General features: G+C 64.9%; 21 protein-coding genes. 5 read left to right on the forward strand and 16 right to left on the reverse strand.

What is annotated here, in order from left to right:
* Nucleotides 1–56 precede the first annotated feature (56 nt).
* Entirely contained in the window at nt 57–3,251 is a 3,195-nt protein-coding gene (locus tag IG171_RS07565) for an Rne/Rng family ribonuclease (RefSeq protein ID WP_212131088.1), read from the reverse strand.
* 244 nt (nt 3,252–3,495) lie between these two features.
* On the opposite strand from IG171_RS07565, the gene IG171_RS07570 reads away from it, so the two are divergent.
* Nucleotides 3,496–4,143, forward strand: a complete 648-nt coding sequence (locus tag IG171_RS07570) for a vitamin K epoxide reductase family protein (RefSeq protein WP_212131090.1) — start codon at nt 3,496–3,498, stop codon at nt 4,141–4,143.
* Between the two features lie 106 nt (nt 4,144–4,249).
* On the opposite strand, the gene ndk is transcribed toward IG171_RS07570, so the two are convergent.
* The 6 genes from ndk to IG171_RS07600 all read right to left on the reverse strand — a co-directional run bounded on the left by ndk (nt 4,250) and on the right by IG171_RS07600 (nt 12,131).
* Entirely contained in the window at nt 4,250–4,663 is a 414-nt protein-coding gene (gene ndk, locus IG171_RS07575; protein ID WP_212131091.1) for a nucleoside-diphosphate kinase, read from the reverse strand.
* 82 nt (nt 4,664–4,745) lie between these two features.
* Nucleotides 4,746–5,111, reverse strand: a complete 366-nt coding sequence (locus IG171_RS07580) for a DUF4233 domain-containing protein (RefSeq protein WP_212131092.1) — start codon at nt 5,109–5,111, stop codon at nt 4,746–4,748.
* Nucleotides 5,108–6,547, reverse strand: coding sequence for a folylpolyglutamate synthase/dihydrofolate synthase family protein (locus tag IG171_RS07585; protein ID WP_212131093.1), 1,440 nt, complete (start codon nt 6,545–6,547; stop codon nt 5,108–5,110). Before IG171_RS07585 ends, IG171_RS07580 begins: the two co-directional genes overlap by 4 nt.
* Complete coding sequence (ileS, locus tag IG171_RS07590; protein WP_212131094.1) at nt 6,544–9,807, reverse strand: isoleucine--tRNA ligase; 3,264 nt, start codon at nt 9,805–9,807, stop codon at nt 6,544–6,546. Before ileS ends, IG171_RS07585 begins: the two co-directional genes overlap by 4 nt.
* A 290-nt stretch (nt 9,808–10,097) precedes the next feature.
* A complete protein-coding gene (locus IG171_RS07595) occupies nt 10,098–10,850 on the reverse strand; it encodes an SDR family oxidoreductase (RefSeq protein WP_212131095.1) in 753 nt (250 codons plus the stop codon).
* A 78-nt stretch (nt 10,851–10,928) separates the two neighbouring features.
* Nucleotides 10,929–12,131 (reverse strand): acyltransferase family protein, encoded by a 1,203-nt coding sequence (locus IG171_RS07600; protein WP_212131096.1) that lies wholly within the window; start codon nt 12,129–12,131, stop codon nt 10,929–10,931.
* A 195-nt stretch (nt 12,132–12,326) separates the two neighbouring features.
* Here IG171_RS07600 and valS point away from each other — a divergent pair, with 195 nt between their 5' ends.
* Nucleotides 12,327–14,972 carry a valine--tRNA ligase gene (valS, locus tag IG171_RS07605; protein ID WP_212131097.1) on the forward strand — a complete coding sequence of 882 codons (2,646 nt, stop codon included), beginning with the start codon at nt 12,327–12,329 and terminating at the stop codon, nt 14,970–14,972.
* A gap of 391 nt (nt 14,973–15,363) precedes the next feature.
* Complete coding sequence (locus tag IG171_RS07610; RefSeq protein WP_212131098.1) at nt 15,364–16,050, forward strand: AIM24 family protein; 687 nt, start codon at nt 15,364–15,366, stop codon at nt 16,048–16,050.
* Between the two features lie 77 nt (nt 16,051–16,127).
* Here IG171_RS07610 and IG171_RS07615 read toward each other — a convergent pair whose 3' ends face one another.
* From IG171_RS07615 to IG171_RS07650, 9 genes are all read right to left on the reverse strand, one after another.
* Nucleotides 16,128–17,078 carry an IS3 family transposase gene (locus IG171_RS07615; protein WP_249203700.1) on the reverse strand — a complete coding sequence of 317 codons (951 nt, stop codon included), beginning with the start codon at nt 17,076–17,078 and terminating at the stop codon, nt 16,128–16,130.
* A 71-nt stretch (nt 17,079–17,149) separates the two neighbouring features.
* On the reverse strand, nt 17,150–17,590 hold the full coding sequence (locus IG171_RS07620; protein ID WP_212127466.1) for a transposase: 441 nt from the start codon (nt 17,588–17,590) through the stop codon (nt 17,150–17,152).
* Nucleotides 17,591–17,711: 121 nt separating this feature from the next.
* Nucleotides 17,712–18,158 carry a hypothetical protein gene (locus IG171_RS19315; RefSeq protein ID WP_349252149.1) on the reverse strand — a complete coding sequence of 149 codons (447 nt, stop codon included), beginning with the start codon at nt 18,156–18,158 and terminating at the stop codon, nt 17,712–17,714.
* Nucleotides 18,159–19,001, reverse strand: coding sequence for an MFS transporter (locus IG171_RS07625; protein WP_349252150.1), 843 nt, complete (start codon nt 18,999–19,001; stop codon nt 18,159–18,161).
* A gap of 11 nt (nt 19,002–19,012) precedes the next feature.
* On the reverse strand, nt 19,013–20,299 hold the full coding sequence (gene clpX / locus IG171_RS07630) for an ATP-dependent Clp protease ATP-binding subunit ClpX (protein WP_212131099.1): 1,287 nt from the start codon (nt 20,297–20,299) through the stop codon (nt 19,013–19,015).
* Between the two features lie 196 nt (nt 20,300–20,495).
* On the reverse strand, nt 20,496–21,140 hold the full coding sequence (locus IG171_RS07635; RefSeq protein WP_212131100.1) for an ATP-dependent Clp protease proteolytic subunit: 645 nt from the start codon (nt 21,138–21,140) through the stop codon (nt 20,496–20,498).
* 23 nt (nt 21,141–21,163) lie between these two features.
* Nucleotides 21,164–21,760, reverse strand: a complete 597-nt coding sequence (locus IG171_RS07640) for an ATP-dependent Clp protease proteolytic subunit (RefSeq protein ID WP_212131590.1) — start codon at nt 21,758–21,760, stop codon at nt 21,164–21,166.
* A 203-nt stretch (nt 21,761–21,963) separates the two neighbouring features.
* Entirely contained in the window at nt 21,964–23,322 is a 1,359-nt protein-coding gene (gene tig / locus IG171_RS07645) for a trigger factor (protein WP_212131101.1), read from the reverse strand.
* Between the two features lie 618 nt (nt 23,323–23,940).
* Nucleotides 23,941–24,501 carry a PadR family transcriptional regulator gene (locus IG171_RS07650; RefSeq protein ID WP_212131102.1) on the reverse strand — a complete coding sequence of 187 codons (561 nt, stop codon included), beginning with the start codon at nt 24,499–24,501 and terminating at the stop codon, nt 23,941–23,943.
* Nucleotides 24,502–24,617: 116 nt separating this feature from the next.
* Between IG171_RS07650 and IG171_RS07655 the strand changes: the two genes are divergently transcribed.
* Nucleotides 24,618–25,022: a nuclear transport factor 2 family protein gene (locus tag IG171_RS07655; protein ID WP_212131103.1), complete on the forward strand. Its 405-nt coding sequence runs from the start codon at nt 24,618–24,620 to the stop codon at nt 25,020–25,022.
* Nucleotides 25,023–25,754 (forward strand): AMP-binding protein, encoded by a 732-nt coding sequence (locus IG171_RS07660; protein WP_212131104.1) that lies wholly within the window; start codon nt 25,023–25,025, stop codon nt 25,752–25,754.
* Nucleotides 25,755–26,116 lie beyond the last annotated feature (362 nt).

Consider the following 26,116-nt stretch of genomic DNA (forward strand, 5'->3'; position numbering starts at 1 on the left):
AGGGCCGGCCTCCCTGGTGACCGGTCACCGGTCGCGGTGACCGTTCGCGGCTGCGTTCAGTCGTCCTCGCCGATGATGACGAACGAGGTCGGCAGCTGTTCCTGCTTCTCTTCGGCAGCTCTCTTCGGCTCGGCCGACTCCTTCGACGCCGCCGGTGCCTTCTTGGGGGCAGGGGCCGGGGCGGCCTCTGCCACCTTCGTCTCCGAGTCCGCGCCGATCATCAGCGGCAGATCCTCCGGCTCCTCAGCGGCGGGCTTGCGCTGCCCAGCCGCTCCGTGACCGGCGGCGGGCTGCGCCTCCGCCCGGTCGGCCTTCGCCGATGACTTGTCACCGCCCGCCTTCGCCGGTCCCGACTTCGATGTCTCTGAAGTCTTCGCCGACTCGGATGTCTTCGACGACTCGGACGTCGAGGCGTCCGTCGCCTCCGCGGGCTCAGACGTCGAAGCTTCGGATCCCGAGGCAGCCGACGAGGACTCATCGGACTGCGCGGATCGCGAGCTCGAGCGACGACGGCCGTTGCGCGAGCGTGAGCGGCCCTTGCCCCGCTCGGCCGTGTCCGAATTGCCCTCTCCGCGCGAATGGTCTTCGGTCCCGCCGTCGGCAGAGCCGGTATCGGTCTGCTTCATCGTCGCCTTCGCGATCGCGGCGACTGCGGAGCGTGAAGCATCCGAGGACACCGAGTCCTCGTGCGAATCGGACTCATTGTGCTTGGACTTCGAACCCGAGTCGCTGCGGCGCTTCCGGTCGCGGCGGTGGTCACCGCCCGAGGACCGATTGCCCCGATGCGACTTCGAGCCGTCCTCGTCCGATCCCGGCAGCAGCAGTCCGCGACCGCTGAGGTCGGCCCCCGCGCTGACCATCGACTCGGCCAGACCGGTGCCGATGCGCTTGCGGGTCATCTGGACGAGACCCAGCGAGGTCACCTCGGCGACCTGATGCTTCGTCCGGTCGCGGCCGAGGCATTCGACGAGGCGGCGCACCACGAGATCGCGGTTGGATTCGAGCACCATGTCGATGAAGTCGACGACGATGATGCCGCCGATGTCACGCAGGCGCAGCTGTCGGATGACCTCCTCGGCGGCTTCGAGGTTGTTGCGGGTCACGGTCTCCTCGAGGTTTCCCCCGGAGCCGGTGAACTTGCCGGTGTTGACGTCGACGACGGTCATCGCCTCGGTGCGGTCGATGACGAGCGATCCGCCCGAGGGCAGGTTCACCGTGCGCTGCAGCGCCTTCTGGATCTGCTCCTCGATGCGGTAGTGGTCGAAGATGTCCTCGTCCTCGTTGTAGCGGTGGACCCGCTCGAGCAGATCCGGGGCGACGGATTCGACGTACTCGTGGATGGTGTTCCAGGCTCCGTCGCCGTCGATGACGAGCGAGTTGAAGTCCTCGTTGAAGACATCGCGGATGATGCGCACGATCATGTCCGGTTCGCTGTAGAGCAGCTGCGGGGCCAGCACCTTCGTCGACTTCGACTTCTTCTCGATCGTCTCCCAGCGCTTGGCCAGTCGTTCGACGTCGCGTCCGAGATCCGTATCGGTGGCGCCTTCGGCCGCGGTGCGCACGATCACGCCGTTCGAGTCGCCGACGAGCTCCTTGAGCAGCTTCTTCAGCCGTGCCCGCTCGTTGTCGGGAAGCTTTCGGGAGATTCCGGTCATCGAGTTGCCGGGCACGTAGACGAGGAACCTGCCGGGCAGGGAGATCTGGCTCGTCAGACGCGCACCCTTGTGCCCGATCGGGTCCTTCGTCACCTGGACGAGCACCGAATCGCCGGGGCTGAGCGCGGTCTCGATGCGGCGGGCCTTGCCGTCCATTCCGAGAGCGTCCCAGTTGACCTCACCGGCGTAGAGCACGGCATTGCGCCCCTTGCCGATGTCGATGAAGGCCGCTTCCATGCTCGGCAGCACGTTCTGGACCTTGCCGAGGTAGACGTTTCCGATCAGCGAGGCCTGCTGGCGGTTCTCTTTGAGATAGTGTTCGACGGCGATACCGTCCTCGACGACCACGAGCTGGGTCTGGTCACCGCTTTCGCGCACGAGCATGGTGCGATCGACGGATTCTCGCCGGGCGAGGAATTCGGCCTCGGTGATGATGGGACGACGACGTCCGGCCTCGCGTCCCTCCTTCCGTCGCTGCCGCTTGGCCTCGAGGCGGGTCGAGCCCTTGAGCGAAGTGACTTCGTCGCGGTCGCTGCTCCGCGAGCGGGAGCGGCGGCGACGGCGTCGGCGGGATCCGCCGTCGCTGTCGTCGTCATCGCCGCTGTCATCCGACTGCGAGTCCTCGGATCTGCCGTTGTCGGACTTGCCGTTGTCGGAGTTGCCGTTGTCGGACTTGCCGTTCGTCTCCTGCGAATCGGAGTCGGAGCTCTGCTTCGAACCTCGGCTGTTCGATCGCGAGCCCCGTCGTGAGGAGCGGGAACGTCCGCCGGAGGAGCTCTCGTCATCTGAGTCGCCTGTGCCCTCGGAGTCCTGAGACTTCTCCGCCGAGTCGTCTTCGGAGCGGTCATCGCTGTCATCGCGACCTCGCGAGCGGCGTCCGCGGCCGCCTCGGCGACGACGCGGACCGTTCGAGCTCTCGTCATCGTCGTCACCCCGGTGGGAGGAGCGCGCCTCGTCATCGCTGTCGTGGGAATCGTCCCAGTCGTCGGAGTCGTCGTCTTCGATCTTCACGACTTCGGCGAGTTCGGCCTTCGGCACCTGGAAGATCAGGCCTCCGTCGTGGGGGACGGTGGGGTTGGGGCGCGGTTCCGGCGACGACGCGGATGCCGCGGCGGGAGCGGCGAAGGGATTGCGCGGATCGAAGTTCACCGGCGACCGGCCGGCTCCCTCCCGGTCGTTCGGCTCCTCGTCGTCATCCGAGTCCCGGTGCGACGACTCATCTCCGTCTCCGCGGACGTACTCCTCGAAGACGAGTCCCCGGTTGGCCACGGCGTCTCGGGCAGGCTTCGGGCTCGCCCGCCGGGCGGTCGGCTCCCGCTCCTCGGCGTCCTCGTCGTCATCCTCTTCGTCGTCGGCATCGCCGGTCCGCAGCGATTCGGCCGCGGCGGCGATGTCGTCGAGTCGTGCGCGCACGCTGCCGTCGACGTCTTCATGGTCGCTGTCCTTGGCGTTGACCGACTGCTGCAGATCGGCCAGGTCGGCGAGGATGCCTTCGGTCGGATCTGTCGGTTCATTACCGTCGTTCGACGTTTCGTTCATCAGTTCTCCCAGTCCGAAGACGCCGTCCACACCGTACGGATCTTCGGATCCTTGCATGGTCCTTGGGCGGACCGAAACTTGTGGATGGCACGTCAGGCTCGCGCTCGGCGCGTAGGCCTGAGGTGCTGCCTCATCTTGTTGTCGACCTGCGAGGTCATACCCTCGACTCGGTGGAGGCACTTCTCCCATTCGGTGTGAGAACAGGTATCCGTATTCACATTATGTCACACATGTCCCTCTCCGCTGAGGGTCCGAGGGCGCAGGGTTTGCCGCATGGAGTGCGGCCAGGCATTCTTAAGGGGTGAACAGTGCACAGACCCTCCCCGATGGCCGCGACACGGATGCCCCCGCCCCGGCGTGGGTGCTCAGACGGGTTCCCTTCGGAATCTTCCTCATCGTCGGCTCCGTGATCGGGTTCCTCGCCTCGTTCTCATTGGCCGCGGAGAAGTACGCCAAGCTCGCCGATCCCGAGCTCGTCCTCTCCTGCGACCTCAATCCGTTCTTCTCCTGCGGTTCGGTCATGGAGCATCCGGAGGCCGAGCTGTTCGGCTTCCCGAATCAGCTGCTGGGTGTGGCCGCCTTCGTCTTCCCGCTGCTCATCGGCGTGCTCTTCCTCGCCGGGACCGAACTGCCTGGTTGGGTGATGATCGGGCTCAATCTCGGTCTGGCCCTCGGCGTCGTCCTCGTGATGTTCCTGTTCTACGTCTCGATCTACAGGATCGGGGTCGGCTGCCCGTGGTGCATCGTCGTGTGGACCGTGACGATTCCGATGTTCGTGGCCGTGACCGCCCACAATGTGCTCTCCGGCGCCTTCGGCACCCGGGCCGAGGCGAATCCGTTCGCTCGGGTCTTCGCCAAGGAGAACATCGCCCTGTCGGTGCTGTGGATGCTCATCATCTTCGCCTGCATCGTCGTCCAGTTCTGGTCGTTCTTCTCCAATCTGGTCTGAGCGGCACTCGCCTCTGACTTCAGCGATTCGGGCCGATCACGCCGAAGGGGCGCCCCACCGCCAGGTGGAGCGCCCCTTCGCTGTTGGAACGGCAGATGCCGTGGCCTCAGGCTGGGTACCAGATGCCGATCTCACGGTCGGCCGATTCCGTGGAATCGGATCCGTGGACGAGGTTCTTCTGCACCTTCTCACCCCAGTCGCGACCGAAGTCGCCGCGGATCGTGCCGGGCGCGGCGGCCGTCGGATCGGTCGCTCCCGCCAGCGAGCGGAAGCCGGCGATCACTCCCTGCCCCGAGGCGATGATCGACACGATCGGGCCTTCGGCCATGAAGTCGACGAGCGGCTGGTAGAAGGGCTTGCCTTCGTGCTCGGCATAGTGGGCGGCCAGCTCCTCGGACGTGGCCGTGCGCAGGTTCAGCGCGTCGATCCGGTAGCCCTTGTCTTCGATCCGGGCCACGATCTGTCCGACGAGTCCGCGAGCGACCCCATCGGGTTTGATGAGAATGAGGGTGCGTTCCATTCCGGTCCTTCCAAGTTCGAGTGGACGTCGGTCCACAGTTTACCCGGGCGCCGAGGCGGCTCTGCCCGGGATCGGCCGCGGCTCACGAGCGGGCCGCGACCTCGCGATCGATGCGAGCCGACCAGTACACCGCCATCGCCCACAGGGCGATGAAGATGACCGCGACGAAGAACATCGAGTTGAGGACGAACCCGGAGGCCAGAAGCAGCGCCTGGACGATCCAGCCGAGGATCACTCCGGGACGCTTCTGTCCGATCCGGCGAGGCAGCATGATGACGGCGACGATCGCGAGCACGGCGATGGCAGAGGCGCCGATGAGCAGCTGGGCCAGGCTCAGAGTCTGCGCCGATTTCACGACCAGTCCGAAGGTCGTGAGCACGGCGAAGTAGACGACGACGAGCTCGCAGATGAGGATCGACCCGCACAGGACGGGATACTTGGACTTCACGATTCCTCTCCCTTTCCCAGCAGCAGACGCGCCTCGGCGACGGTGTAGAGGGAACCGGTGACGACGATCCCGGGGCTCTTGGCCGCAACGCCGGTGGCGAGGTCGATGGCCTTCATCAGAGCGGCATTGATGTCGGAGGTGACGATGACCGAATCCTCGTCGACCCACTCGCGGGCCGCCTCGGCGAGCTTGTCGACCGGCAGCGCCCGAGCGCTCAGGGTCTCGCTGACGACGAAGACGTCGGCACTGCGGTGCAGCTCTTCGAGCACCCCGTCGAAGTCCTTGTCCCCGAGCATCGCCAGCACCATGACCACGTAGTCGAAGTCGAAGGCCTCATCGAGGGTCTCGGCGAGCACGTGTGCGGCGTCGGGGTTGTGCGCTCCGTCGACGACCACGCTGGGTCCGGTGCGCACGAGTTCGGCGCGGCCGGGCGAGGTCACCTGGGCCAGGCCCTCGGCGACCGTCTCCTGGTTCAACGGCTTGTCCTCGGTGCCGAGGAATGCCTCGGCCGCGACGACGGCGACCGCCGCGTTGTGGGCCTGATGGCTCCCGTGCAGTGGGACGAAGACGTCCGCGTAGACATCGCGTCTGCCCTGGACGGTGATCAGCTGCCCGTCGACGGCCCGCTGGCGGTCGAGGAGGCGGAAGTCCCGGTCCTCGGCCACGAGAGCGATCTCACGTCGTTCGGCCTCGGAGTCGAGCACGGTCTGGGCCGCTTCGTCCTGGACGGCGGTGACGGCCACGGGCTCGGGTGCCGGGGACGGATCGACGCTGCGGTCGAGGACACCGGCCTTGGTCGCAGCGATCGCCTCGATGGTCCCACCGAGGAACGCCTGATGGTCGAGTCCGATCTTCGTGAACACGCACACCTGGGCGTCGGCCACGTTCGTCGAGTCCCACTGCCCGCCCATGCCGACCTCGGTGATGACGACATCGACCGGGGCGTCGGCGAACACCGCGAAGGCCAGCACCGTGAGAGCCTCGAAGTACGTCAGCTTCGGGCGGTCCTCGGACTCGAGCTGAGCGTCGATGATGTCGAGATAGGGGGCGATCTCGTCATAGATGCGCACGAAGGTCGGGATGTCGACCGGGGCCCCATCGACCGAGATCCGTTCGGTCACCGAATGCATGTGCGGGCTGGTGAACCGACCGACCCGCAGATCGTGGGCGGTGATGAGCGAGTCGAGCATCCGGGCCGTGGAGGTCTTCCCATTCGTTCCCGTCACCGTGATCGTCGGAGCCGCCGTGTGGATGTCGCCGAGGACCTCGCAGGCTCGTCGGGTCGCGTCGAGGCGCAGCTCGACCTGGGTCTCCCCCGCCCGGGCGAGCAGCAGGGCGTAGACCCGCGCCAGCTCGGCCTTCGCGGTCTCCGGCGCGGGTGAGCCGGTGCCGGCCTCATCCCGGTCGCCGTGACCGTTCGTCGCTTCGGTGCTCATGCGCGGCTCACCGCCAGACGGGTGCCCTCGGGCAGCTCGTCCGGGTCGAAGACCTGTGCCGCGCCCTCTGCCGAACCGAACTCCAGCGAGGTGGCCAGGGTCTCACCGGCGATGAGCTCGCTGTGGGTCTCGAGCGCCGCGGTGACCTCGGCGCTGGCCTCGACGATGACGGCGATCCGATCGGAGATGTGCAGATCGAGCCGCTTGCGGATGCCCTGGATGGCGCGCACGGCGTCGCGGGCCATGCCTTCGGCCTCGAGCTCGGGGCTCACGCGCGTGTCGAGGGCGAGGAAGCCGGAGTCCAGGGCGGCCAACTCCATGCCCTCGGTGCCGGATTCGGCCACCGACTCCAAGGAGTATTCGCCCTCGACCAGTTCGATGCCGCCACTGACGACCGTGCCGTCGGTGACCGACCAGTCACCGGTCTTCGAAGCCTTGATGACCTGTTGGACCTGCGTGCCCAGACGCGGTCCGGCAGCGCGGGCGTTGACGACGAGGTTCTGCGACAGGGAGAACCCGGCGGCCTCCGCCTCGGCGATGTCGAAGACCTCGACCTCACGGACATTGAGCTCATCGGCGATGATCCCGGTGAAGTCCGCACCGAGCTCGGTGTCGGTGGCCACCGTCAGGCGCGCCAGGGGCAGGCGCACGCGCAGGTGGTTGGCCTTGCGCACCGAGGAGGCCGTCGAGCAGATGTCGCGGGTCAGGTCCATGGCCGCGACGAGGCCGGCATCGGCGGGGAACGCCTCGGCGTCGGGATAGTCGGCCAGGTGCACGGAGCGCTCACCGGTCAGTCCCCGGTAGATCTCCTCGACGGTGAACGGCAGCAGCGGAGCCGCGACCCGGCAGAAGGCCTCGAGGCAGGTGAAGAGCACATCGAAGGACTCGTGGGTGTCGACCCCGCCGTCCCAGAAGCGGCGACGCGAACGACGCACGTACCAGTTCGTGAGCATGTCGAGGTAGCTGCGGACGAGTTCGCAGGCGGCCCAGATGTCCAGGCCCTCCATCGCCTCGGCGAACCCGGCGATGAGGTCGTGCGTCTTCGCCAGCAGGTAGCGGTCGAGGACCTGCGTCGAGTCGTATCGGGTCTGCGCCTGGTAGCCGGTCTGGGCTGCATCGGGCCCGTCGGCGGCGTTGGAGTAGGTGGCGAAGAACTGCCAGGTGTTCCACAGCGGGAGCACGACCTGCCGGACAGCGTCGCGGATGCCCTGCTCGGTGACGACGAGGTTGCCTCCGCGCAGGATCGACGAGGCCATGAGGAACCAGCGCATCGCGTCCGAGCCGTCACGGTTGAACACCTCGTTGACGTCCGGGTAGTTGCGCAGGGACTTCGACATCTTCTGCCCGTCGGAGCCGAGGACGATGCCGTGGGAGATGCAGTTCGTGAAGGCCGGGCGGTCGAAGATCGCCGTGGCCAGCACGTGCAGCAGGTAGAACCAGCCGCGGGTCTGTCCCACGTATTCGACGATGAAGTCGGCCGGGAAGTGGTTGTCGAACCATTCGGAGCTCTCGAACGGGTAGTGCACCTGGGCGTAGCTCATCGAACCGGAGTCGAACCAGACGTCGAAGATCTCCGGGATCCGACGCATCACGGACTGGCCGGTCGGGTCGTCCGGGTTCGGCCGGGTCAGATCATCTACCCAGGGACGGTGGAGGTCGACCTCGCCGGAGTCGTTGAGCGGCAGACGGCCGAAGTCGGCTTCGATCTCGGCCAGGGAGCCGTAGACGTCGGTGCGCGGATAGGCGGGGTCGGAGGAGACCCATACGGGAATCGGCGAACCCCAGAACCGGTTGCGCGAGATCGACCAGTCACGGGCGTTCTCGAGCCATCTTCCGAACTGTCCGTGCTTGACGTTGTCGGGCACCCAGTTGATCTGCTCGTTGAGTTCGACCATCCGGTCCTTGAACTCGGTGACTCTGACGAACCAGGAGGACACCGCCCGGTAGATCAGCGGATTCCGGCAGCGCCAGCAGTGCGGGTAGGAGTGCTCGTAGGATTCGTTTCGGATCAGCAGCGCGCTGCGGCCCTCGAGCGGACCGGTGTGGTTGCGCAGGTCCTTGATGATGGCCTTGTTCGCGTCGAAGACCTGCATTCCCGCGTAGTCGGCCACGGTCGAGTCGAAGCGTCCGGCGTCGTCGACTGGACGGGTGGCGGTGATGCCGTAGGAGTCGGTCAGCTCCTTGTCCTCCTCACCGAAGGCCGGTGACTGGTGGACGATTCCGGTGCCGTCCTCGACGGTGACGAAGTCGGCGGCGAGGATAGTGTGCATCCGCTCGCCGAACTCCTCCTGGCGCCCCGCGAAGTACGGGAACGGAGGCTCATAGGACCGACCGACGAGTTCGCTGCCGGGGAAGGTCCGCAGCACCTCGGGGTGCTCACCGAGCTCACGGGCATAGGCGCCGAGGCGGGCCTCGGCGAGGATCAGGGTCTTGCCCTGCAGCTCCTCGGCCCCGTCGGCACCGGCGACGACGGCGACCAACGGGATGTCCGGGTTGACGGCCACGGCCTGGTTCGACGGCACCGTCCAGGGAGTCGTCGTCCAGATGAGGACCCATTCATCGGCATCGGTGAGTTTGTAGCCGATCGTCACCGACGGGTCCTGACGTGTCTTGTAGACATCCTCGTCCATGCGCAGCTCGTGGTTCGAAAGCGGTGTCTCGTCCTTCCAGCAGTACGGCAGGACCCGGTAGCCCTCGTAGACGAGGCCCTTGTCCCAGAGCTGCTTGAACGCCCAGATGACGCTTTCCATGTAGTCGACGCCCAGCGTCTTGTAGTCGTTGTCGAAGTCGACCCAGCGACCTTGGCGGGTCACGTACTCCTGCCATTCCTTCGTATAGCGCAGCACCGAGGAGCGGCAGGCATCATTGAACGCGGCCAGGCCCATGCGGCCGATCTCGGACTTGTCGGTGATGCCCAGCTGGCGTTCGGCCTCGAGTTCGGCGGGCAGCCCGTGGGTGTCCCAGCCGAAGCGGCGGTCGACCTTCTTGCCTCGCATGGTCTGGAACCGCGGAACGACGTCCTTGACGTAGCCGGTGAGCAGGTGACCGTAGTGGGGCAGGCCGTTGGCGAAGGGAGGGCCGTCGTAGAAGACGAATTCGTTCTCCCCGTTCTCACCGGGATCGCGCTGGTCGACGGAGGCCTGGAAGGTGTCGTCCTCCTGCCAGTAGCGCAGGACGGCGTCTTCGATCTCAGGGAAGTTCGGCGAGGCGGACAGGCCGAAGGCCGAGGTCGATGCCTTGGGATAGAGAGGCTGGGTCATGAGCGTCCTTCTGGGTCACTGCGGTCACTGTCACGAGGACGACAGTCTGCCGCGGTACCACCTCGCTTATCCGCTGCCTGCGCCGATGAGCTCAGGCGGCGGATCGCTCATTGCCGGATGATGACGGATCCACCCGTCCGGTTCTACTGGGATCGCTGGGATCCGTTCTTCCGGATGCTCCCCGGTGATGGCCGGATCAACGCACTTCAATCGTATACCGTCGGCTCCGCTGAAGACCACTCACCGCCAGCGCGGCCGGCGCGAGTGGTCTCCGACCGGGCCGACGACCGTCACAGCCCCTGGTTGCGGGCCACCTTGTACTGTTCGGCCTGGGCGATGGGACGGATGACCATGAGGTCGACGTTGAAGTGGTGGGGGCGGGTGAGCGTGTAGACGACGGCATCGGCGACGTCCTCGGCCGTGAGCGGATTCTCCACGCCTTCGTAGACCTGGGCCGCCTTCTGCGCATCGCCGAGGCGTTTGAGGCTGAATTCCTCGGTTGCGACCATGCCCGGCGCGATCTCGATGACCCGCACGGGTTCGCCGAGGAGTTCGAGCCTGAGGGTTGCGGCGATCGTATGGGAGCCGTGCTTCGTCGCCACATAGCCGCCGCCCTTCTCGTAGGCCTGGTGGCCGGCGGTCGAGGACATCACGACGATATCGCCGCGACCGGAATCGATCAGCGCCGGCAGAATGGCTTTGACGACGCGGAGGACACCGAGGACGTTGATGTCGAACATGTCCTTCCATCCCTCGACCGAGGACTCCGCGATCGTGTCGACGCCGTAGGCGGCTCCGGCGTTGGCCACGAGGGAGTGCACCGGTCCGCCGCGCAGAACCTCGGCGGCCATCGCCTCGACCTCGGCGTCATCGGTGAGGTCGGCGACGATGTAGTCGGCTCCGGTCTCCTCGGCGAGGGCCTTGAGCTTGTCCTCACGTCTGGCCACGGCCACGACGTCCCAGCCCTGTTCGCGCAGCTGCCGCACCGTGGCCGCCCCGATTCCCGAGCTCGCGCCTGTCACCACTGCTCTGAGTGTCTCCATCTGCCTTCTCCTCTGTCGCGGTGTCCGGTTGCATGTGCGACCTCGTCTCCCGGCTCAGTCTACGGAGTCCGGTGGGGCTCAGGGGTCGGGTTCCGGGGCGCGGACGGGACGGGGCGGCTGAACCGAATCCGTCGGCGTCTGCGAGGCTGCGTCGGCCGGATCACCCGGGCGCGGTCTCCGACGGCGGCTCGGCCGCGGTGCGCGGGGCAGGGAGTACGGGTTGCGGAGCCCGCCCTCGCCGAAGACGGCGCGGACTCCCGGGATCCTGACCGCCAGCCAGGTGATCACTGCGCACACGACCGCGTAGGCGAGCGGCATGACGAAGGCGTGCAGCGCCACGCCCGCGACGGTGTCGGGCAGTCCCATGAGATTGCGGACCGGATAGAGGATGAGCGGATGGAGCAGGAACACGCCGAAGGAATACGGATAGAAGCGGTGCAGAAGGCCGAATCCCTCGCGCAGGTGGAAGTGCAGCAGCAGATAGGCCGCCATCGAGGCCACAACCACTCCGGGGGCGAGGAACGCGTAGGGGAACAGCCACGGCTTCTCTCCTGGTCCCAACCCTGCCCAGGCGGCGGTGCCCGCGATCGCGACCAGCAGAGTCGACCAGACGAGAACGGCGGCACGCGCGGACAGGACGATATCGCGCAGCACCCAGCCCAGGATGTAGAAGCCGGCCATGGGCAGGAATCGGGTCGCGATATTGGCCTCCCCGACGTCGAAGATCATCGACACCCACTGGTCGAGCATGCCGATGCCCAGAAAGATCAGGCCCGTGCCCCACTGCAGGCGACGCGATCCGTGCACGCTGAGCAGGCGGAAGAACGGTGTGAGCAGGGTCAGTCCCGCCAGGACGTAGAGGAAGTAGAGCTGGACGAAGGGCGAGCCGGTGAGGATGGCGACCCCGGGGTTCCAGCTCTCGTCGTCGGGCTGGAGGTAATAGCGGCGGAACAGAACGTAGACGACGGTCCAGAACACGAGGGGGATGCCGATGCGCCAGATGCGTTTGGACAGGAACCTCCGCGGTTTGCTCCCGCGATTCGGGTCGAGAGCCAGGGCGCCGGAGATCATGATGAACACGGGCACCGACCAGCGGGAGGCGGAGTCGACGGCGTTGGCCAGCCACCAGTCGGGACCCATCCCGGAGAAGTTCTGCTCGACCACGGTGCCCAGCGAGTGAATGGCGACGACGGCGACGATCGCGATCGCTCGCGCCGGATTCATCCATGCCGTCGAGGTCGGAGGAGGATTCTCGGTCGGAATTCTGTCCAAGGTCGCCATGGGCCAATATTCTCATTGCCCGGCGCGGATGCGTCTCAACCGACCTTCAGGATGTGCGGCCCCTGACATCGTCGGTGCGGATCGGAGTCCGGAACGTGCCTGCTCGTGTCCGGGAGTGAATCTGCCGCTTCCGGGACGCACACGGGCCTCTCACCGGTTTGGCCAGACGCTCACCGGGTGAGAAAATCAGCAATTATGAACACACCTGCCTTTTCGGACTCGACGCACGAGTCAGTGAACCTGCCTGACAAACCGGCTCTCGAGGGCCTGCGGGACAAATGGGACGCCGCGTGGAGCGAGTCGGAAGTCTACGCCTTCGACTCCGAGACCGATCGTGGTCAGGTCTACTCCATCGACACTCCCCCGCCCACCGCTTCGGGTTCGCTGCACGTCGGGCACGTGTTCTCCTATACGCAGACCGACATCATCGCCCGCTACCAGCGCATGACCGGCAAGAACGTGTTCTATCCGCTCGGCTGGGACGACAACGGTCTGCCGACCGAACGCCGGGTGCAGAACTACTACGGCGTGACCTGCGATCCCAGTCGGCACTACGATCCGGACTTCCAGCCGCCGGAGAAGGCACCGAAGAATTCGCGGGACTTCGTCAAGATCTCACGCCAGAACTTCATCGAACTGTGCGAGAAGCTCTCGGCCGAGGACGAGCAGGTCTTCGAGGATCTCTTCCGCTCCACCGGCCTGTCCGTGGACTGGAACTACACGTACCGGACGATCGACGATGATTCCCGTGCGGTCAGCCAGCGGGCGTTCCTCGCGGATCTCGCCGGCGGACATGCCTATTCCCAGGACGCCCCGACGATGTGGGACGTGACCTTCGGTACGGCCGTGGCCCAGGCCGAGCTCGAGGATCGGGAGAAGGACGGCGCCTATCACAAGGTGAAGTTCTTCCCCGAGGGTGCCGACGGACTGGCCGACACCTCTGCCGAGCCGATCGTCATCGTCACCTCGCGTCCCGAGCTCATCCCCGCCGTGGTCGCCCTCGTCGCCCACCCCGACGACGAACGCTATGCCTCGTTCTTCGGCACGAACGTCGTCTCTCCGCTCTTCGGCGTCAGCGTCGAGGTGCGTGCTCATGAATTGGCGAAGTCCGACAAGGGCACAGGCATCGCCATGGTCTGCACCTTCGGCGACCTCACCGACGTCACCTGGTGGCGCGAACTCGATCTGCCCACGCGTGCGGTCATCAACCGCGGCGGTCGGCTCAACCTCGAGGTCCCCGAGTGGATCGCCGCCTCCCCGAAGGCCGAGGCGGTCGCCAACTATGAGGCTCTGGCCGGCAAGACCACCTTCAGCGCGCGCAAGGAAATCGCGCAGATGCTCATCGATTCCGGTGACCTCATCGGCGAGATCGAACCGATCACCCATCCCGTTCCGTTCTATGAGAAGGGTGACAAGCCACTCGAGGTCGTCACCAGCCGCCAGTGGTACATCCGCAACGGCGGCCGGTCGGCACAGCTGCGAGATGAGCTCATCGCCCGGGGACGTGAGATCGAATGGCACCCGGCGTTCATGCGCTCGCGCTACGAGAACTGGGTGGAGAACCTCCACGGCGACTGGCTGGTCTCCCGGCAGCGCTACTTCGGCGTCCCGATTCCTCTGTGGTATCGCCTCGACGGCGACGGGCAGCCGGACTACGACGATCCGATCGTTCCCGAGTCTCTGCCGGTCGATCCGATCGCCGAGGTCCCGGCAGGCTATACGGAGGAGCAGCGTGATGTGCCCGGCGGCTTCACCGCAGACCCGGACGTTCTCGACACGTGGGCGACCTCCTCGCTGACTCCGCAGCTGCTGGGCGGCTGGTCACGGGATGAGGACTTCTTCGACAAGGTCTTCCCCTTCGATCTGCGCCCGCAGGGACACGACATCATCCGCACCTGGCTGTTCTCGACCGTGGTCCGGGCGAACTCACTCAACGACTCGGCACCGTGGAAGCATGCCGGACTGTCCGGCTGGATCCTCGATCCTGACCGGAAGAAGATGTCGAAGTCGAAGGGCAACGTCGTCGTCCCCTCCGACATCCTCGCCGAGTCCAAGCCCGGTTTCGGCCCCGACGCTGTCCGCTACTGGGCGGCCAGTGCCAAGCTCGGTGCCGACACCGCCTATGACGTGACCCAGATGCAGATCGGCCGTCGCCTGGCGATGAAGCTGCTCAACGCCTCGAAGTTCGCCCTCGCCCAAGGCGTGCATGCCGGTCTCATCGGCCAGCTCGGTGCGGTCACTCACGACCTCGACCGTGCGCTGCTGGCGAAGCTGTCCGAGGTCGTCGACCAGGCCGGTGCGCATATGGCCGATTACGACTATGCGCACGCGCTGCGAGTGGCCGAGAGCTTCTTCTGGGAATTCACCGACGACTACGTCGAACTCGTCAAGGACCGTTCCTACGGGGCCTCCGGAACCGACGACCAGACTTCGGCCCATGTCACGCTCGCCACTGCGCTCGATGTGCTGCTGCGGCTGTTCGCGCCGATCATGCCGTTCGTCACCGAGGAAGTCTGGTCGTGGTGGCGGACCGGCTCGGTCCACCGTGCGCCATGGCCGACCGACGAGTCGCTGAGCCATCCGGATTCGACCGTTGCTCCGGAACTGCTGGCTTCGGTGGCTGCGGCGCTGACCGAGATCCGCCGTACGAAGACCGAGGCCAAGGTCTCGCAGAAGACCGCTGTGGCCACAGTGACGATTCAGGCACCGACATCAGTCGTGTCCGCGATTCGCTCTGCCGAGGGAGACCTCAAGGCCGCGGGTCGGATCGAGACTCTCCTGGCCGAGGAAGTCGGCGAAGAGATCACCATCGGTAACATCAGCTTCGTCGAACAGGCCTGATCTCACGGGCCCTTCGGCTCCGAGTCCGCAGGCGGACGCAGATTCGAGCCCCGCGTCGCCCAGCGCTTCGAAACCTTCGAGTGCTGGCCGACGCGGGGTCTTTGCGCGTTCTGGAAGATGCGGTGCCTCCACCGCCTGCTCTGACGCTCCCGCCCGTGTGCCGGGAGTCTTGCCTGTGGCGTTCCGGGAGGCATGCGTGTGTTCCGGGGGTCTTGCGTGCCGGCAGTCATGCCGGTGTTCCCGGATTCCTCGCGCATGTTCCGGCGTCCTCGCGCATGTTCCGGGATGGCCACAAGCGCCGACCTCGTGCACGTGGGATGCGCACGTATTATGGATCCGACAACCGTAGAAGTGCGGAATCCCGTCCTTCCTCAAGAAAGGCCCGTGGAACGTGAGAAGCGAACTCTTTTCCAAACGCAACGCCGAAATCCAGAACCAGGATCGATGGACGCTCCAATCGAAGAAGATGCTGCGTACGGTGATCGTCCCGAACGCCCCGATGATCGCCACCAAGGGAGCCATGGTCGCCTACCAGGGGGATGTGCACTTCACCCACCAGGGGTCGACATCCGTCGGACAGTTCATGAAGAAGGCTGCCACCGGCGAGGGCGGCAATGTGATGCGCGTTGAGGGTCATGGCGAGGTGTTCTTCGCTCGCGAAGCCTCGAATATCTTCATGATGTCCTTGGAGGGTCCGCAGGACGCGCTGACGGTCAACACCTCGAATCTTCTGGCCTTCGATGATGCGCTGAGCTGGGAGATCAAACGCATCAAGGGCGGGGTCGGCGCCATGGTCAGCGGTTCGGGCCTCTTCAACCTCGAACTCGCGGGTCAGGGCACTGCGGCCATCTGCTGCAAGGGAGAACCCATGGTTCTCGACTGCTCGCAGCAGCCGACCTTCGTCGACCCGCAGGCTGCCGTATGCTGGTCGTCCGCTCTGGCTCCGCAGATCAAGACCGATGTCAACGTCGGCACGTTCTTCGGCCGCGGATCCGGTGAATCCGTCCAGCTCGCCTTCCACGGGCCCGGATTCGTCGTCGTCCAGCCTGCCGAGAACGCCGTCTACTCAACTGCCTGAGTCAGAGACGCGCGGGCCGCGCGCGAACTCCTCGTGACGACGGTGGAGCGCCGAGGCCACTGCGCGTGCGGTATATTTCAAGCTGTTTGTGACAGCTCGGTGTTTTCTGGGCTATTGATGCCGGCGTGGGTCGGTGGGCCAGCGGCTATGGGGCTGGTGTGGAATCGTTCCGGATGCGCGCAGTGACGGGCCTCCAGAGTGGCTTGGCGACGGGCCCGGACAAGCTCGGTACGTCCGTGATGGACATCGTTGGGAGTGTAATAATTCAGGCCGCTGTGGCGGTGGTTCGCGTTGTAGTCAGCAATGAACGCGGCCATGTAGTCACGAGCATGATCGATGGATTCGAACCGGGTGGGAAAGTCCAAGTGGTACTTGATGGTCTTGAACGTCGATTCACTAAACGCGTTGTCATTCGACACTCTGGGCCGGGAAAAGGACAGCTTGATCCCCAGCGACTGAGCGAACTGGACAGTCGTTGCCGCGCGCATGGGAGCCCCGTTATCGGCGTGTAGCACGGTCGGGTACTGCTGGTTAGTTGCCACAGCCTGATCGATCATGGTCTGAGCATGGACGGATTTCTCGGAAGTCTCGACCCGGTGGCCAACGATCTTGCGGGAGAAAACGTCCATGATGGCATAGAGGCGATAGATGACCTTGCCGGGACCGCGCAGCATCGTGATGTCCCAACTCCACAGTTGGTTCGGTGCGCAGGCAGCGTGGACCGGCTTGGGCCGTTTGGGCTGGTTACCACGGCGCTGGGCGCGACGGTCTCCGTTCTGCCCGTGTGCGGCCACCACTCGGTGAGCCGTCGATGCGGAGAATGGCACCTGCCCGGCATCGAGCATCCGCCAATACGCCTGGGTGACAGACAGGTTCTCGTAGTCTTCAGAGTTCAACAGCGCCATGAACGCATCGGCCTCGGCGGTGGTGATCCGACTCGGGTAGTCGCGTTCCTTCTGCGGCACCTGCACCCCGGCCGGGACCGCCGGATTCTGGTGACGGTACCAACTCGTACGATGCACACCCATCAACTCGCAGGCCGCCGTGATCGACCAGCCGACCCTGATCAGATCGCCGATGAACCTGAACCCGATTGCCTTTACTGTGGCGGGCTCATCCAGTCCGGCCTGGTCGCCTCGACCTCGGGCAGCGTCGGGTCTGTCGCGGTCGCGCTCTTGGACATCGCTTCCAAGAGCGCGGACGCTTTTCCCAAGATATCGACCGCAGCTTCAGACTTGGCCAGTTTGGCCTTCAACGCTTCGTTCTCGGCCTGCAGCTGTGTGAGTTGCTTCTTCTCAGCGGCTTTGAGCTTGTTGTCACTGGGATTGCCATTCAACCGATCCGATCGCGAGGTCAGGCAACCATTTTCTCTGTCCACGAACCACTGATAGATCGTTCTGGGATTGACCCCGACAGTCCGAGCCAACTGGGCTTTAGAACCCATCTCGATACATTTGTCATATTCGTCCAGGATCTCGAGTTTCTGGGCCGTGGTGAAATGCCCGCGGCTCGAGGAACGGGACGGAACTTCAAAAGACATAACAGACTTCTCTCCCCGCCAATATTGTCAGATAACTGTCACAAGACAGCCTGACACAGAGGGCGTGCACAGTGGCCTCGGCGCTCCACCGTTGTCTCGACCTCCAATCCGCCCAGGGAGCTCAGGGTTCGACGGCGACGGTCTGCTCGGGCCGCCCGCGCTCGACCCGGTAGTTCCGGAAGGCGGGGAAGGCGAGCGAGCATCCGAGGACGAGCACGATCACTGCGGCCCCGCCGCCGGCGGCTGCGACGGTGGTTCCTGTCGCCTCGGCGATCGTTCCGTGGAGGATGTCTGCCAGGCGCGGGCCGCCGGCCACGACGACGATGAACACGCCCTGCATCCGACCGCGCATGTCATCGGTCGCGGCTTCTTGGAGCATCGTCGATCGGAAGGCCGAGGAGATGATATCGGCTCCCCCGCCCAGACCGAGCCCGAACAGCGCTGTGATGAGAGCGAGCGTCCAGAGACTGGAGGCGACCTCGAGCGAGAGCCCGAACAGAACCATCGCCGAGCCCCAGACGATGATCGCTGTGATGACGGCAAGCCCCTGCCGCTCGACTCGGGACACCTATCCGGAGAAGATCCCGGCCACGGCGCTGCCGCCGGCCAGAGCGGCGAAGAGCAGAGAGAAGACGATCCCGCCTTCGTCCGGACCGTCGAAGGTTTCAACGGCGATCTGAGGGAACAGCGCGCGCGGCATGCCGAACACCATGGCGATGACATCGACGAGCAGGGAGACCATGACCACCGTGTTGGTTCTCAGGTACCGGAATCCGTCGACGATGCCTTTGAAACCGGAGCGCGTGTCCGGCTGCATCTTCGGCACCAGTGCAGGAAGGCGGATGACAGCGTAGAGCGTGGCGAACAGGCATACAGCATCGACGCTGTACAGCAGCTCATAACCGAACAGCGGAATCAGAGCGCCGCCCATCACGGGGCCGATGACAGCTCCGACGGTCATCACCGTCATATTCAGCGAGTTCGCCGCCGGCAACAGCTCGAGCGGGACGATCGTCGGCAGAAGGGCCCCTCGTGCCGGCTGGTTGAGACCGAAGAAGGCCTGCTGCAACGAGAACACGGACAGCAGCAGCCAGACGTTGTCGACGCCCACCACTGCGATGAGGGCGAGCACGGCGCTGGTGACGATGAGCCCGACGGTGGAGGCGACGAGCAGCTTGCGCCTGTCGATGACATCTGCCAGCGAGCCGCCCCAGAGGCCGAAGACCACGAGTGGAACGAGGCCGAAGGCTCCGGCGAGTCCGACGTATCCCGAGGACCCGGTGATGTGGAAGATCTGGGCCGGGATCGCAACGACCGTCATCTGAGCACCGATGACGGTGACGATGTTGGCCAGCCAGAGACGCCGGAAGGGAGCGTACTTCAGAGGACGAACATCAGCGAAGAGCCTCATCGGTCACAGGCTCAGGCGGACTTCTTGTTCGTCCTGTTCCGCGACTTGGGTACCAGCGTCGGTGCGACATTGGAGTCGACGACGTCCTTGGTCACAACCACCTCGGCGATGTCCTCACGCGAGGGCACGTCGAACATGACCGGCTGGAGGACCTCCTCCAGGATCGACCGCAGCCCGCGGGCCCCGGTGCCCCGCAGCAGTGCGAGGTCCGCGATCGCTTCGAGGGCTTCGGTCTCGAAGGTCAGCGAGACGTTGTCGAATTCGAACATGCGCTGGTACTGCCTGACCAGAGCGTTCTTCGGTTCGGTGAGGATCGACATCAGCGCCGCGCGATCGAGGTTGGACACCGTCGCCAGCACGGGAAGTCGACCGATGAATTCGGGGATGAGTCCGAACTTGAGCAGGTCCTCGGGCAGGATGTCGGCGTAGAGGTCCTCTTCGTCGTTCTTCGACTGCAGCAGGGCACCGAAGCCGATTCCGTGCTTGCCCTTGCGTGCGGCGACGATCTCCTCCATCCCGGCGAAGGCGCCGGCGACGATGAAGAGCACGTTCGTGGTGTCGATCTGCAGGAAGTCCTGGTGCGGGTGCTTGCGTCCGCCCTGCGGTGGGACCGAGGCCTGAGTGCCCTCGAGGATCTTCAGCAGGGCCTGCTGCACGCCTTCACCGGAGACATCCCGGGTGATCGACGGGTTCTCCGATTTGCGGGCGATCTTGTCGATCTCATCGATGTAGATGATGCCGTGCTCGGCGCGCTGGATGTCGAAGTCCGCGGCTTGGATGAGCTTGAGAAGGATGTTCTCGACGTCTTCGCCCACATAGCCGGCTTCGGTCAGTGCAGTGGCGTCGGCGACGGCGAAGGGCACGTTGAGGCGCTTGGCCAGTGACTGGGCCAGATACGTCTTCCCCGAGCCGGTGGGACCGACCAGCAGGATGTTCGACTTCGCGATCTCGACCTCGGATTCGTCTCCACCGAGGGTCTTCGCCTCCTCCCCCGACTGCAGGGAGCGGATGCGCTTGTAATGGTTGTAGACGGCGACGGACAGTGCCTTCTTCGCAGGTTCCTGACCGACGACGTATTCCTGCAGGAAGTCGAAGATCTCACGCGGCTTCGGTAGTTCGAGTTCGGCCTGCTCCGGACTGGATTCGCTGAGCTCCTCTTCGATGATCTCATTGCACAGTCCGATGCATTCATCGCAGATGTAAACACCAGGTCCGGCGATGAGTTTCCGAACCTGCTTCTGGGACTTCCCACAGAAGTTGCATTTGAGCAGGTCTGCTCCGTCCGCACTGCGAGCCACTGTCACAACCTTTCGCCAGGACGCTTGGCCCCAACTCTACCGCTCGTGTTTCATGTACCTCAATAGCTTCCCATACGTCGCTGACACGAGCCCCCAGCAACGTCATTCGGTGTGTCGGCCGAGAGCCGGAACGGGCCCGCGCAATCGCTGCTGCACGGACCCGTTCCCCCTGAACTCTCGGTGCCCCCGACCGGGCTCAGTACGCGTTCTTGCGCGAAGTGAGCACCTGATCGACAAGACCGTACTCCTTGGCCTGCTCGGCCGTGAGGAAGAGGTCCCGTTCGATGTCGTTCGAGACCTGCGAGGCCTCCTTGTTCGAGTGCTTGGCCAGAGTCTCCTCCAGCCATTCGCGCATCCGCAGCACCTCGGCGGCCTGGATCTCGAGGTCGGAGGCCTGTCCCTGACCCTGACCCTCCATGGCCGGCTGGTGGATGAGCACGCGCGCATTCGGCAGGGCCAGGCGCTTGCCCGGAGTGCCGGCGGCCAGCAGCACGGCGGCTGCCGAGGCGGCCTGCCCGAGGCAGACGGTCTGGATCTCCGGCTTGATGTACTGCATCGTGTCGTAGATCGCGGTCATCGCCGTGAACGAACCGCCGGGTGAGTTGATGTAGAGCGTGATGTCACGGTCCGGATCCTGCGATTCGAGGACCAACAGCTGGGCCATGACATCGTCGGCGCTCGTGTCGTCGACCTGGGCGCCGAGGAAGACCACGCGGTCATCGAAGAGCTTGGTATACGGGTCCTGACGCTTGAAGCCGTAGGGCGTCCGCTCCTCGAACTGCGGCATGACGTAACGCGCCTGGGGCATGAAACCGGCGGTCGAGCCGGCATTGAAGTTCATCGAGTTCATTCCTTGACTCCCACTCACTTGTCGTTGACGTCGGACGCGCGGGCCACCATCTTGTCGATGAAGCCGTAATCGAGGGCCTCCTCGGCGGTGAACCAGTGGTCACGGTCGTTGTCCTTGAGGATCTGCTCGAGCGACTTGCCAGTCTGCTCGGCGGTCAGCTCGGCCATCTGCTTCTTCATGTGCAGAATCAGCTCGGCCTGGATCTTGATGTCCGTGGCCGTACCGCCGATGCCGCCCAGCGGCTGGTGCATGAGGATGCGGGCGTGCGGGGTTGCGAAGCGCTTGCCCGGGGTGCCCGAGGACAGCAGGAACTGCCCCATCGAGGCGGCCATGCCCATCGCCACGGTCGAGACGTCGGGCTTGATGTACTGCATGGTGTCGTAGATGGCCATGCCGGCTGTGACCGATCCGCCAGGTGAGTTGATGTAGAGCGAGATATCCGCGTCCGGATCCTCAGCGGCCAGCAGCATCATCTGCGCACAGATCGCGTTTGCGTTGTCATCGCGCACCTCTGAACCGAGCCAGATGATGCGCTCCTTGAGGAGACGATTGAAGATATGGTCGTCCAGGCCCATTCCCCCACCGGCGTCGAGACCGACGGGAGCTGTCATGTCGTGTGCGCTCACGTTTCACTCCTGTGTTCTGTGGATGGCTTGTTATGGACTCTAACCGCTCCCCACCGGGTTTTAGTCCGCGGCGAGGCCGGTGTTCGCCCTCAGCGTGATCGACGTGGACGGAGATGCACAGACGGTGGGCACGGAACATCGTCCGTGCCCACCGTCTGATCCGGAAACCACCTCGAGGAGGTTCTTCCTCAGTTCTCTTCGGCAGCCTCCGCAGCGGCCTCGTCCGAGGTCTCGGCGTCAGCACCCTCGGCTTCAGCGTCCTCGTCCTCAGGGGGTGAGGTGAAGGCCTCCATGTCGACGAGGTTTCCTGCCGTGTCCTTGACCGTGGCACCGGCGAGGACAGCGGCCAGGGCCTTGCGGCGAGAGACCTCTCCGACCAGGGCGTTGACCTGTCCGGAGCTGTCGAGCATCTGGGCGAACTCGTTCGGGTTCATTCCGTACTGCTGCGAGGCCGAGATCAGGTATTCGATGAGCTCGGACTGGCTGACCTCGACGTTCTCGGCTTCGGAGACGGCATCGAGGATGAACTGGGTGCGCAGGTTGCGCTCGGTCTCCTCGGTGACCTCGGTGCGGTGCTCGTCGTCATCGAGCCGGTTCTCGGACTCGAGGTGACGCTCGACCTCGTCGTTGACGATCTTGGCCGGAACGGGGACCTCGAGGGTCTCGACGAGGTGTTCGAGGACCTTGTCGCGTGCCTGCACGCCCTGGTCGGTCTCCTTCTGCTTGGCGGCCTGCTCGCGCAGGTCCTCACGCAGTTCGGCGATCGTATCGAACTCACTGGCCAGCTGGGCGAAGTCGTCGTCAGCCTCGGGCAGTTCGCGCTCCTTGACCGCAGACAGGGTGATCTTCACGGTTCCCTGCTCACCGGCGTGCTCGCCACCGGCGAAGGTGGTCTCGAAGGTCGTGGTCTCACCGGCGGAGAGGCCGTCGAGGGCCTCGTCCATGCCTTCGAGCATCGTTCCGGCGCCGACCTGGTAGGAGATGTCGGAGGCCGTGTCGATCTCCTCGTCGTCGATGGTGGCGACGAGGTCGAGGGTGACGAAGTCGTCCTCGGCGGCGGGACGATCGACCGAGATCAGGGTTCCGAAGCGGGTGCGCAGCTGCTCGAGCTCGGCATCCACATCGGCATCGGTGACCTCGATGGGGTCGACCTCGACGGTGATCGAATCGTAGGCGGGCAGCTCGATCTCGGGACGGACGTCGACCTCCACGGTGAAGCCCAGGTCGCCGTCTTCGGTGCCGTCGAGTCCGGGCACCTCGGAGATCTCGACCTCGGGCTGGCCCATCGGCTTGAGTTCGTTCTCTTCCACGGCATTGCGGTAGAAGTCATCGAGACCGTTGTTGACGGCTTCCTGGATCACTGCGGGACGACCGATCCGCTGATCGATGATGCGCGCGGGAACCTTGCCCTTGCGGAAACCGGGGACGGTGATTTGGGCACCGATGGTCTTGTATGCCTCGTCGACGCTCGGTTTGAGTTCGGCGTATGGGACTTCCACGCTGATCTTGACCCGCGTGGGGTCGAGTTGCTCGACGGAGCTCTTCACAGTGCGACCTTTCAATTTCGACAGTCATGCAGTTGCGGCCATCTTCCGACCTCACCGGCCCAAGTACATGGCCGGAAGGGCCATCTCACAGCCTGATCGGCCATCTCGTGACCTGAAGGGGAGCGAAAGTCCACGAATAGTTCGCGCACGTCCGCAAGACGCAATCACCCATATTACGCGAAACCCCGGCCGATACGCGAAACCGGGCGGTTTTCATTCGGTCGCTTCCTCACGGGCCATGGAGCTCGTCCGCAGCGAGCTGTCCCAGCCCCGAGCCCAGTCGATCGCGAGCAGTTCACAGTGAGCTCGTCCGCAGCGAACTCCTCCAAAGCGAACTGGCCTGTTCGCGACGATGCCCGCTGTGGCCCGAACGCCCCACGTTCCTCTCTGCGCCTTGCGGACCACGATGGGCGATGGGCGACGTTGCGCCGCCGCGACGATGCCGGGTGAGTCTGCAGCCACGGGGCAAGCACATATTTCGATCTTCGGCCCGCAGCGGTGCCGATCGTCCGGCTCGGGCCGATCGCCCTCTCTCATTCCGGGACATCAGCTCCAGCGCCCAGGAGTGCCAAGCTGTTCAGAAGATCGGCTCCATTGACCACTCGCGGACGACGATCCTCATCCGCCCGTGCCTCGCGCGTCCAAGGCCTCCAGCACGAAGTCGCACCACGCGATGTTCTCCTCCTCGAAGACGATCCCGCGCCGGAGGGTCAAGTAGGACCCCAAGCGCGGCCCTGCGATGATGTAGTGCTCTTCACGGTCGCCGTCGAGGAGACGGTCGCGCGCCCGGCGATAGTGTGCGAGCTTGGCCTGCGAATTCGCCCTCTTGCGCGTCACGTTGTTCCGGATCGCCTCCTCATCGCCGATGGCGAGCGCCTCGACCTGCACCAGCAGCTCGTCGCGGATCGCGGTGGACTTGGGCTCGCCTCGGGTGAACTCGTGCAGTGCCTGCCGACCGGCCTCTGTGAGAGAGAAGACCCGCTTGTCGGGGCGCTTGACCTGGCGCACGACGCGCCCTTTCACCAGACCCGCAGTCTCAAGCTTGTCGAGCTCCCGGTACATCTGCTGGGGTGTGGCCGTCCAGTAGTTTGCGACCGTGATGTCGAAAGCCTTCGCCAGGTCGTATCCGGAGGACTCGTCGTTGGCCAGGGCGGCGAGGATAGCGTCACGCAGTGCCATAGGTCGCATGTTCCCATGAATAGTCCACAAGTTCAATAATCAAGACTGGACAACGAGTGAGCTGGGTCATACCTTCAATTTGTCACCTACTATACAAATTGCTTAGAGAGGGAACTGTGGTCACATTCAGCGAGGCGGTCGTAGCCAAGGATCTCGATGCGGTCGAGGACATGCTCGCCGATGAGGTCGTCTTCACCAGTCCGGTGGCCTACAGGCCCTACCCCGGAAAAGCGATCACCATTTCAATCCTGCGCGCAGTGGTCGAGGTCTTCGAGGACTTCAAATACATCCGCGAGATCCAGGACGACCACGAGCACGCCTACATCTTCACAGCCGAGATCAACGGCTTGTCGGTGACCGGCTGTGACTTCCTCACCTTCGATGAGGAAGGCAAGATCGCTGACTTCATGGTGATGGTCCGGCCGCTCAAGGCCGCCCCGGCTCTCGCCGCAGCCATGGCGGACCGCTATCCGTCCATCCAGGAGGCCGCGGCGCGAATCGAAGAAACGCAGGGGAAGTAGATGCTCAACCTCTCAACCCTCCTCGAAGACTCCGCCCGCACCCACCCGGACCGAACAGCTGTGGTCGCCGGCTCTGACCGGCTGTCGTTCGCCTCCGTCGAGCGCACAGCCAATCAGGTGGCTAACCTGCTGGTCGGACGCGGGATTCGGCCCGGAGACACCGTCGCACTCAGCTGTCCCAACCTGCCGTGGTTCCCAAGCATCTACTACGGCATCGTCAAGACCGGTGCCGCCGTCATGCCACTGAACATCCTGCTCAGCGCACCCGAAGTGGCCTACCACCTGCGCGATAGCGGGGCGAGAGCATTCTTCGCTTTCGAAGGCACCCCCGGACTTCGGCTGGGTGATATCTGCACAGCCGGCTTCGCCGACGCCCCGGACTGCGAGCAGCTGTTCCTCATCACTGCAGATTCGACGAGCCGCCAGGGCACAGACTCACTCGGCAACGGCGTCGAACCTCTTGCACCAGCGCTGGCCAAGCAGCCGGAAGACTTTGATGCCGCCATCACTCAGGCCAGCGACACCGCGGTTGTCCTGTACACGTCGGGCACCGCCGGTCGACCGAAGGGCGCGGAGCTGACCCACGCCAATGTGGTGCTCAACGCCCTCACCGCCCACCGCATCCTCGAGGGGCGCGAGGCAGTTGACACCCACCTGGTGGCTCTGCCGCTCGAGTTCGTCACGAGCTTTCCGATGACCGCGACCGGCAAGATCCTGAAACGCGAGCTCTGACGGCTCCGCCCGATGCACCAGGTCTCCCCCGCCGGTGCCGTGGCCTGATCGAGATGTGCCGACTGCGGCATCGGCCGCGATTCAGATGACGGCGGAAGGTCGATCGAAGCACACCGAGTCAGCGTCTGATCCCTTGCGAATTCACCGTCGGGTGGGAGCACAACGCGATGATGCGGCGCTCGAGCCCAGATGTCAGGCCTCGGAGGCCTCCGACAGACTGCCACACCTGCCCACCGAACGGCGCGCGGCCGGACGAGGGCCAGCGGGCTCCGTGCCATCAGAGCTCCGAAGCAGTGGATGACACCGCCAGCGCCGAGCGCCGGTGAAGACGACCCAACGCGATCAGGCCGATCCACAGACGA

It is taken from the genome of Brevibacterium sp. SMBL_HHYL_HB1, assembly GCF_018208375.1.
GTDB lineage: Bacteria > Actinomycetota > Actinomycetes > Actinomycetales > Brevibacteriaceae > Brevibacterium > Brevibacterium intestinavium.

Coding starts and splice junctions, on each gene's coding strand:
- IG171_RS07595 (WP_212131095.1), bottom strand. CDS start 10,850: ATGGAGACACTCAGAGCAGTGGTGACAGGCGCGAGCTCGGGAATCGGG.
- valS (WP_212131097.1), top strand. CDS start 12,327: ATGAACACACCTGCCTTTTCGGACTCGACGCACGAGTCAGTGAACCTG.
- IG171_RS07625 (WP_349252150.1), bottom strand. CDS start 19,001: ATGAGGCTCTTCGCTGATGTTCGTCCTCTGAAGTACGCTCCCTTCCGG.
- ndk (WP_212131091.1), bottom strand. CDS start 4,663: ATGGAACGCACCCTCATTCTCATCAAACCCGATGGGGTCGCTCGCGGA.
- IG171_RS07650 (WP_212131102.1), bottom strand. CDS start 24,501: ATGGCACTGCGTGACGCTATCCTCGCCGCCCTGGCCAACGACGAGTCC.
- IG171_RS07600 (WP_212131096.1), bottom strand. CDS start 12,131: ATGGCGACCTTGGACAGAATTCCGACCGAGAATCCTCCTCCGACCTCG.
- ileS (WP_212131094.1), bottom strand. CDS start 9,807: ATGACCCAGCCTCTCTATCCCAAGGCATCGACCTCGGCCTTCGGCCTG.
- IG171_RS07660 (WP_212131104.1), top strand. CDS start 25,023: ATGCTCAACCTCTCAACCCTCCTCGAAGACTCCGCCCGCACCCACCCG.
- IG171_RS07615 (WP_249203700.1), bottom strand. CDS start 17,078: ATGGGTGTGCATCGTACGAGTTGGTACCGTCACCAGAATCCGGCGGTC.
- IG171_RS07640 (WP_212131590.1), bottom strand. CDS start 21,760: ATGACAGCTCCCGTCGGTCTCGACGCCGGTGGGGGAATGGGCCTGGAC.
- IG171_RS07620 (WP_212127466.1), bottom strand. CDS start 17,590: ATGTCTTTTGAAGTTCCGTCCCGTTCCTCGAGCCGCGGGCATTTCACC.
- IG171_RS07635 (WP_212131100.1), bottom strand. CDS start 21,140: ATGAACTTCAATGCCGGCTCGACCGCCGGTTTCATGCCCCAGGCGCGT.
- IG171_RS07585 (WP_212131093.1), bottom strand. CDS start 6,547: ATGAGCACCGAAGCGACGAACGGTCACGGCGACCGGGATGAGGCCGGC.
- IG171_RS07565 (WP_212131088.1), bottom strand. CDS start 3,251: ATGCAAGGATCCGAAGATCCGTACGGTGTGGACGGCGTCTTCGGACTG.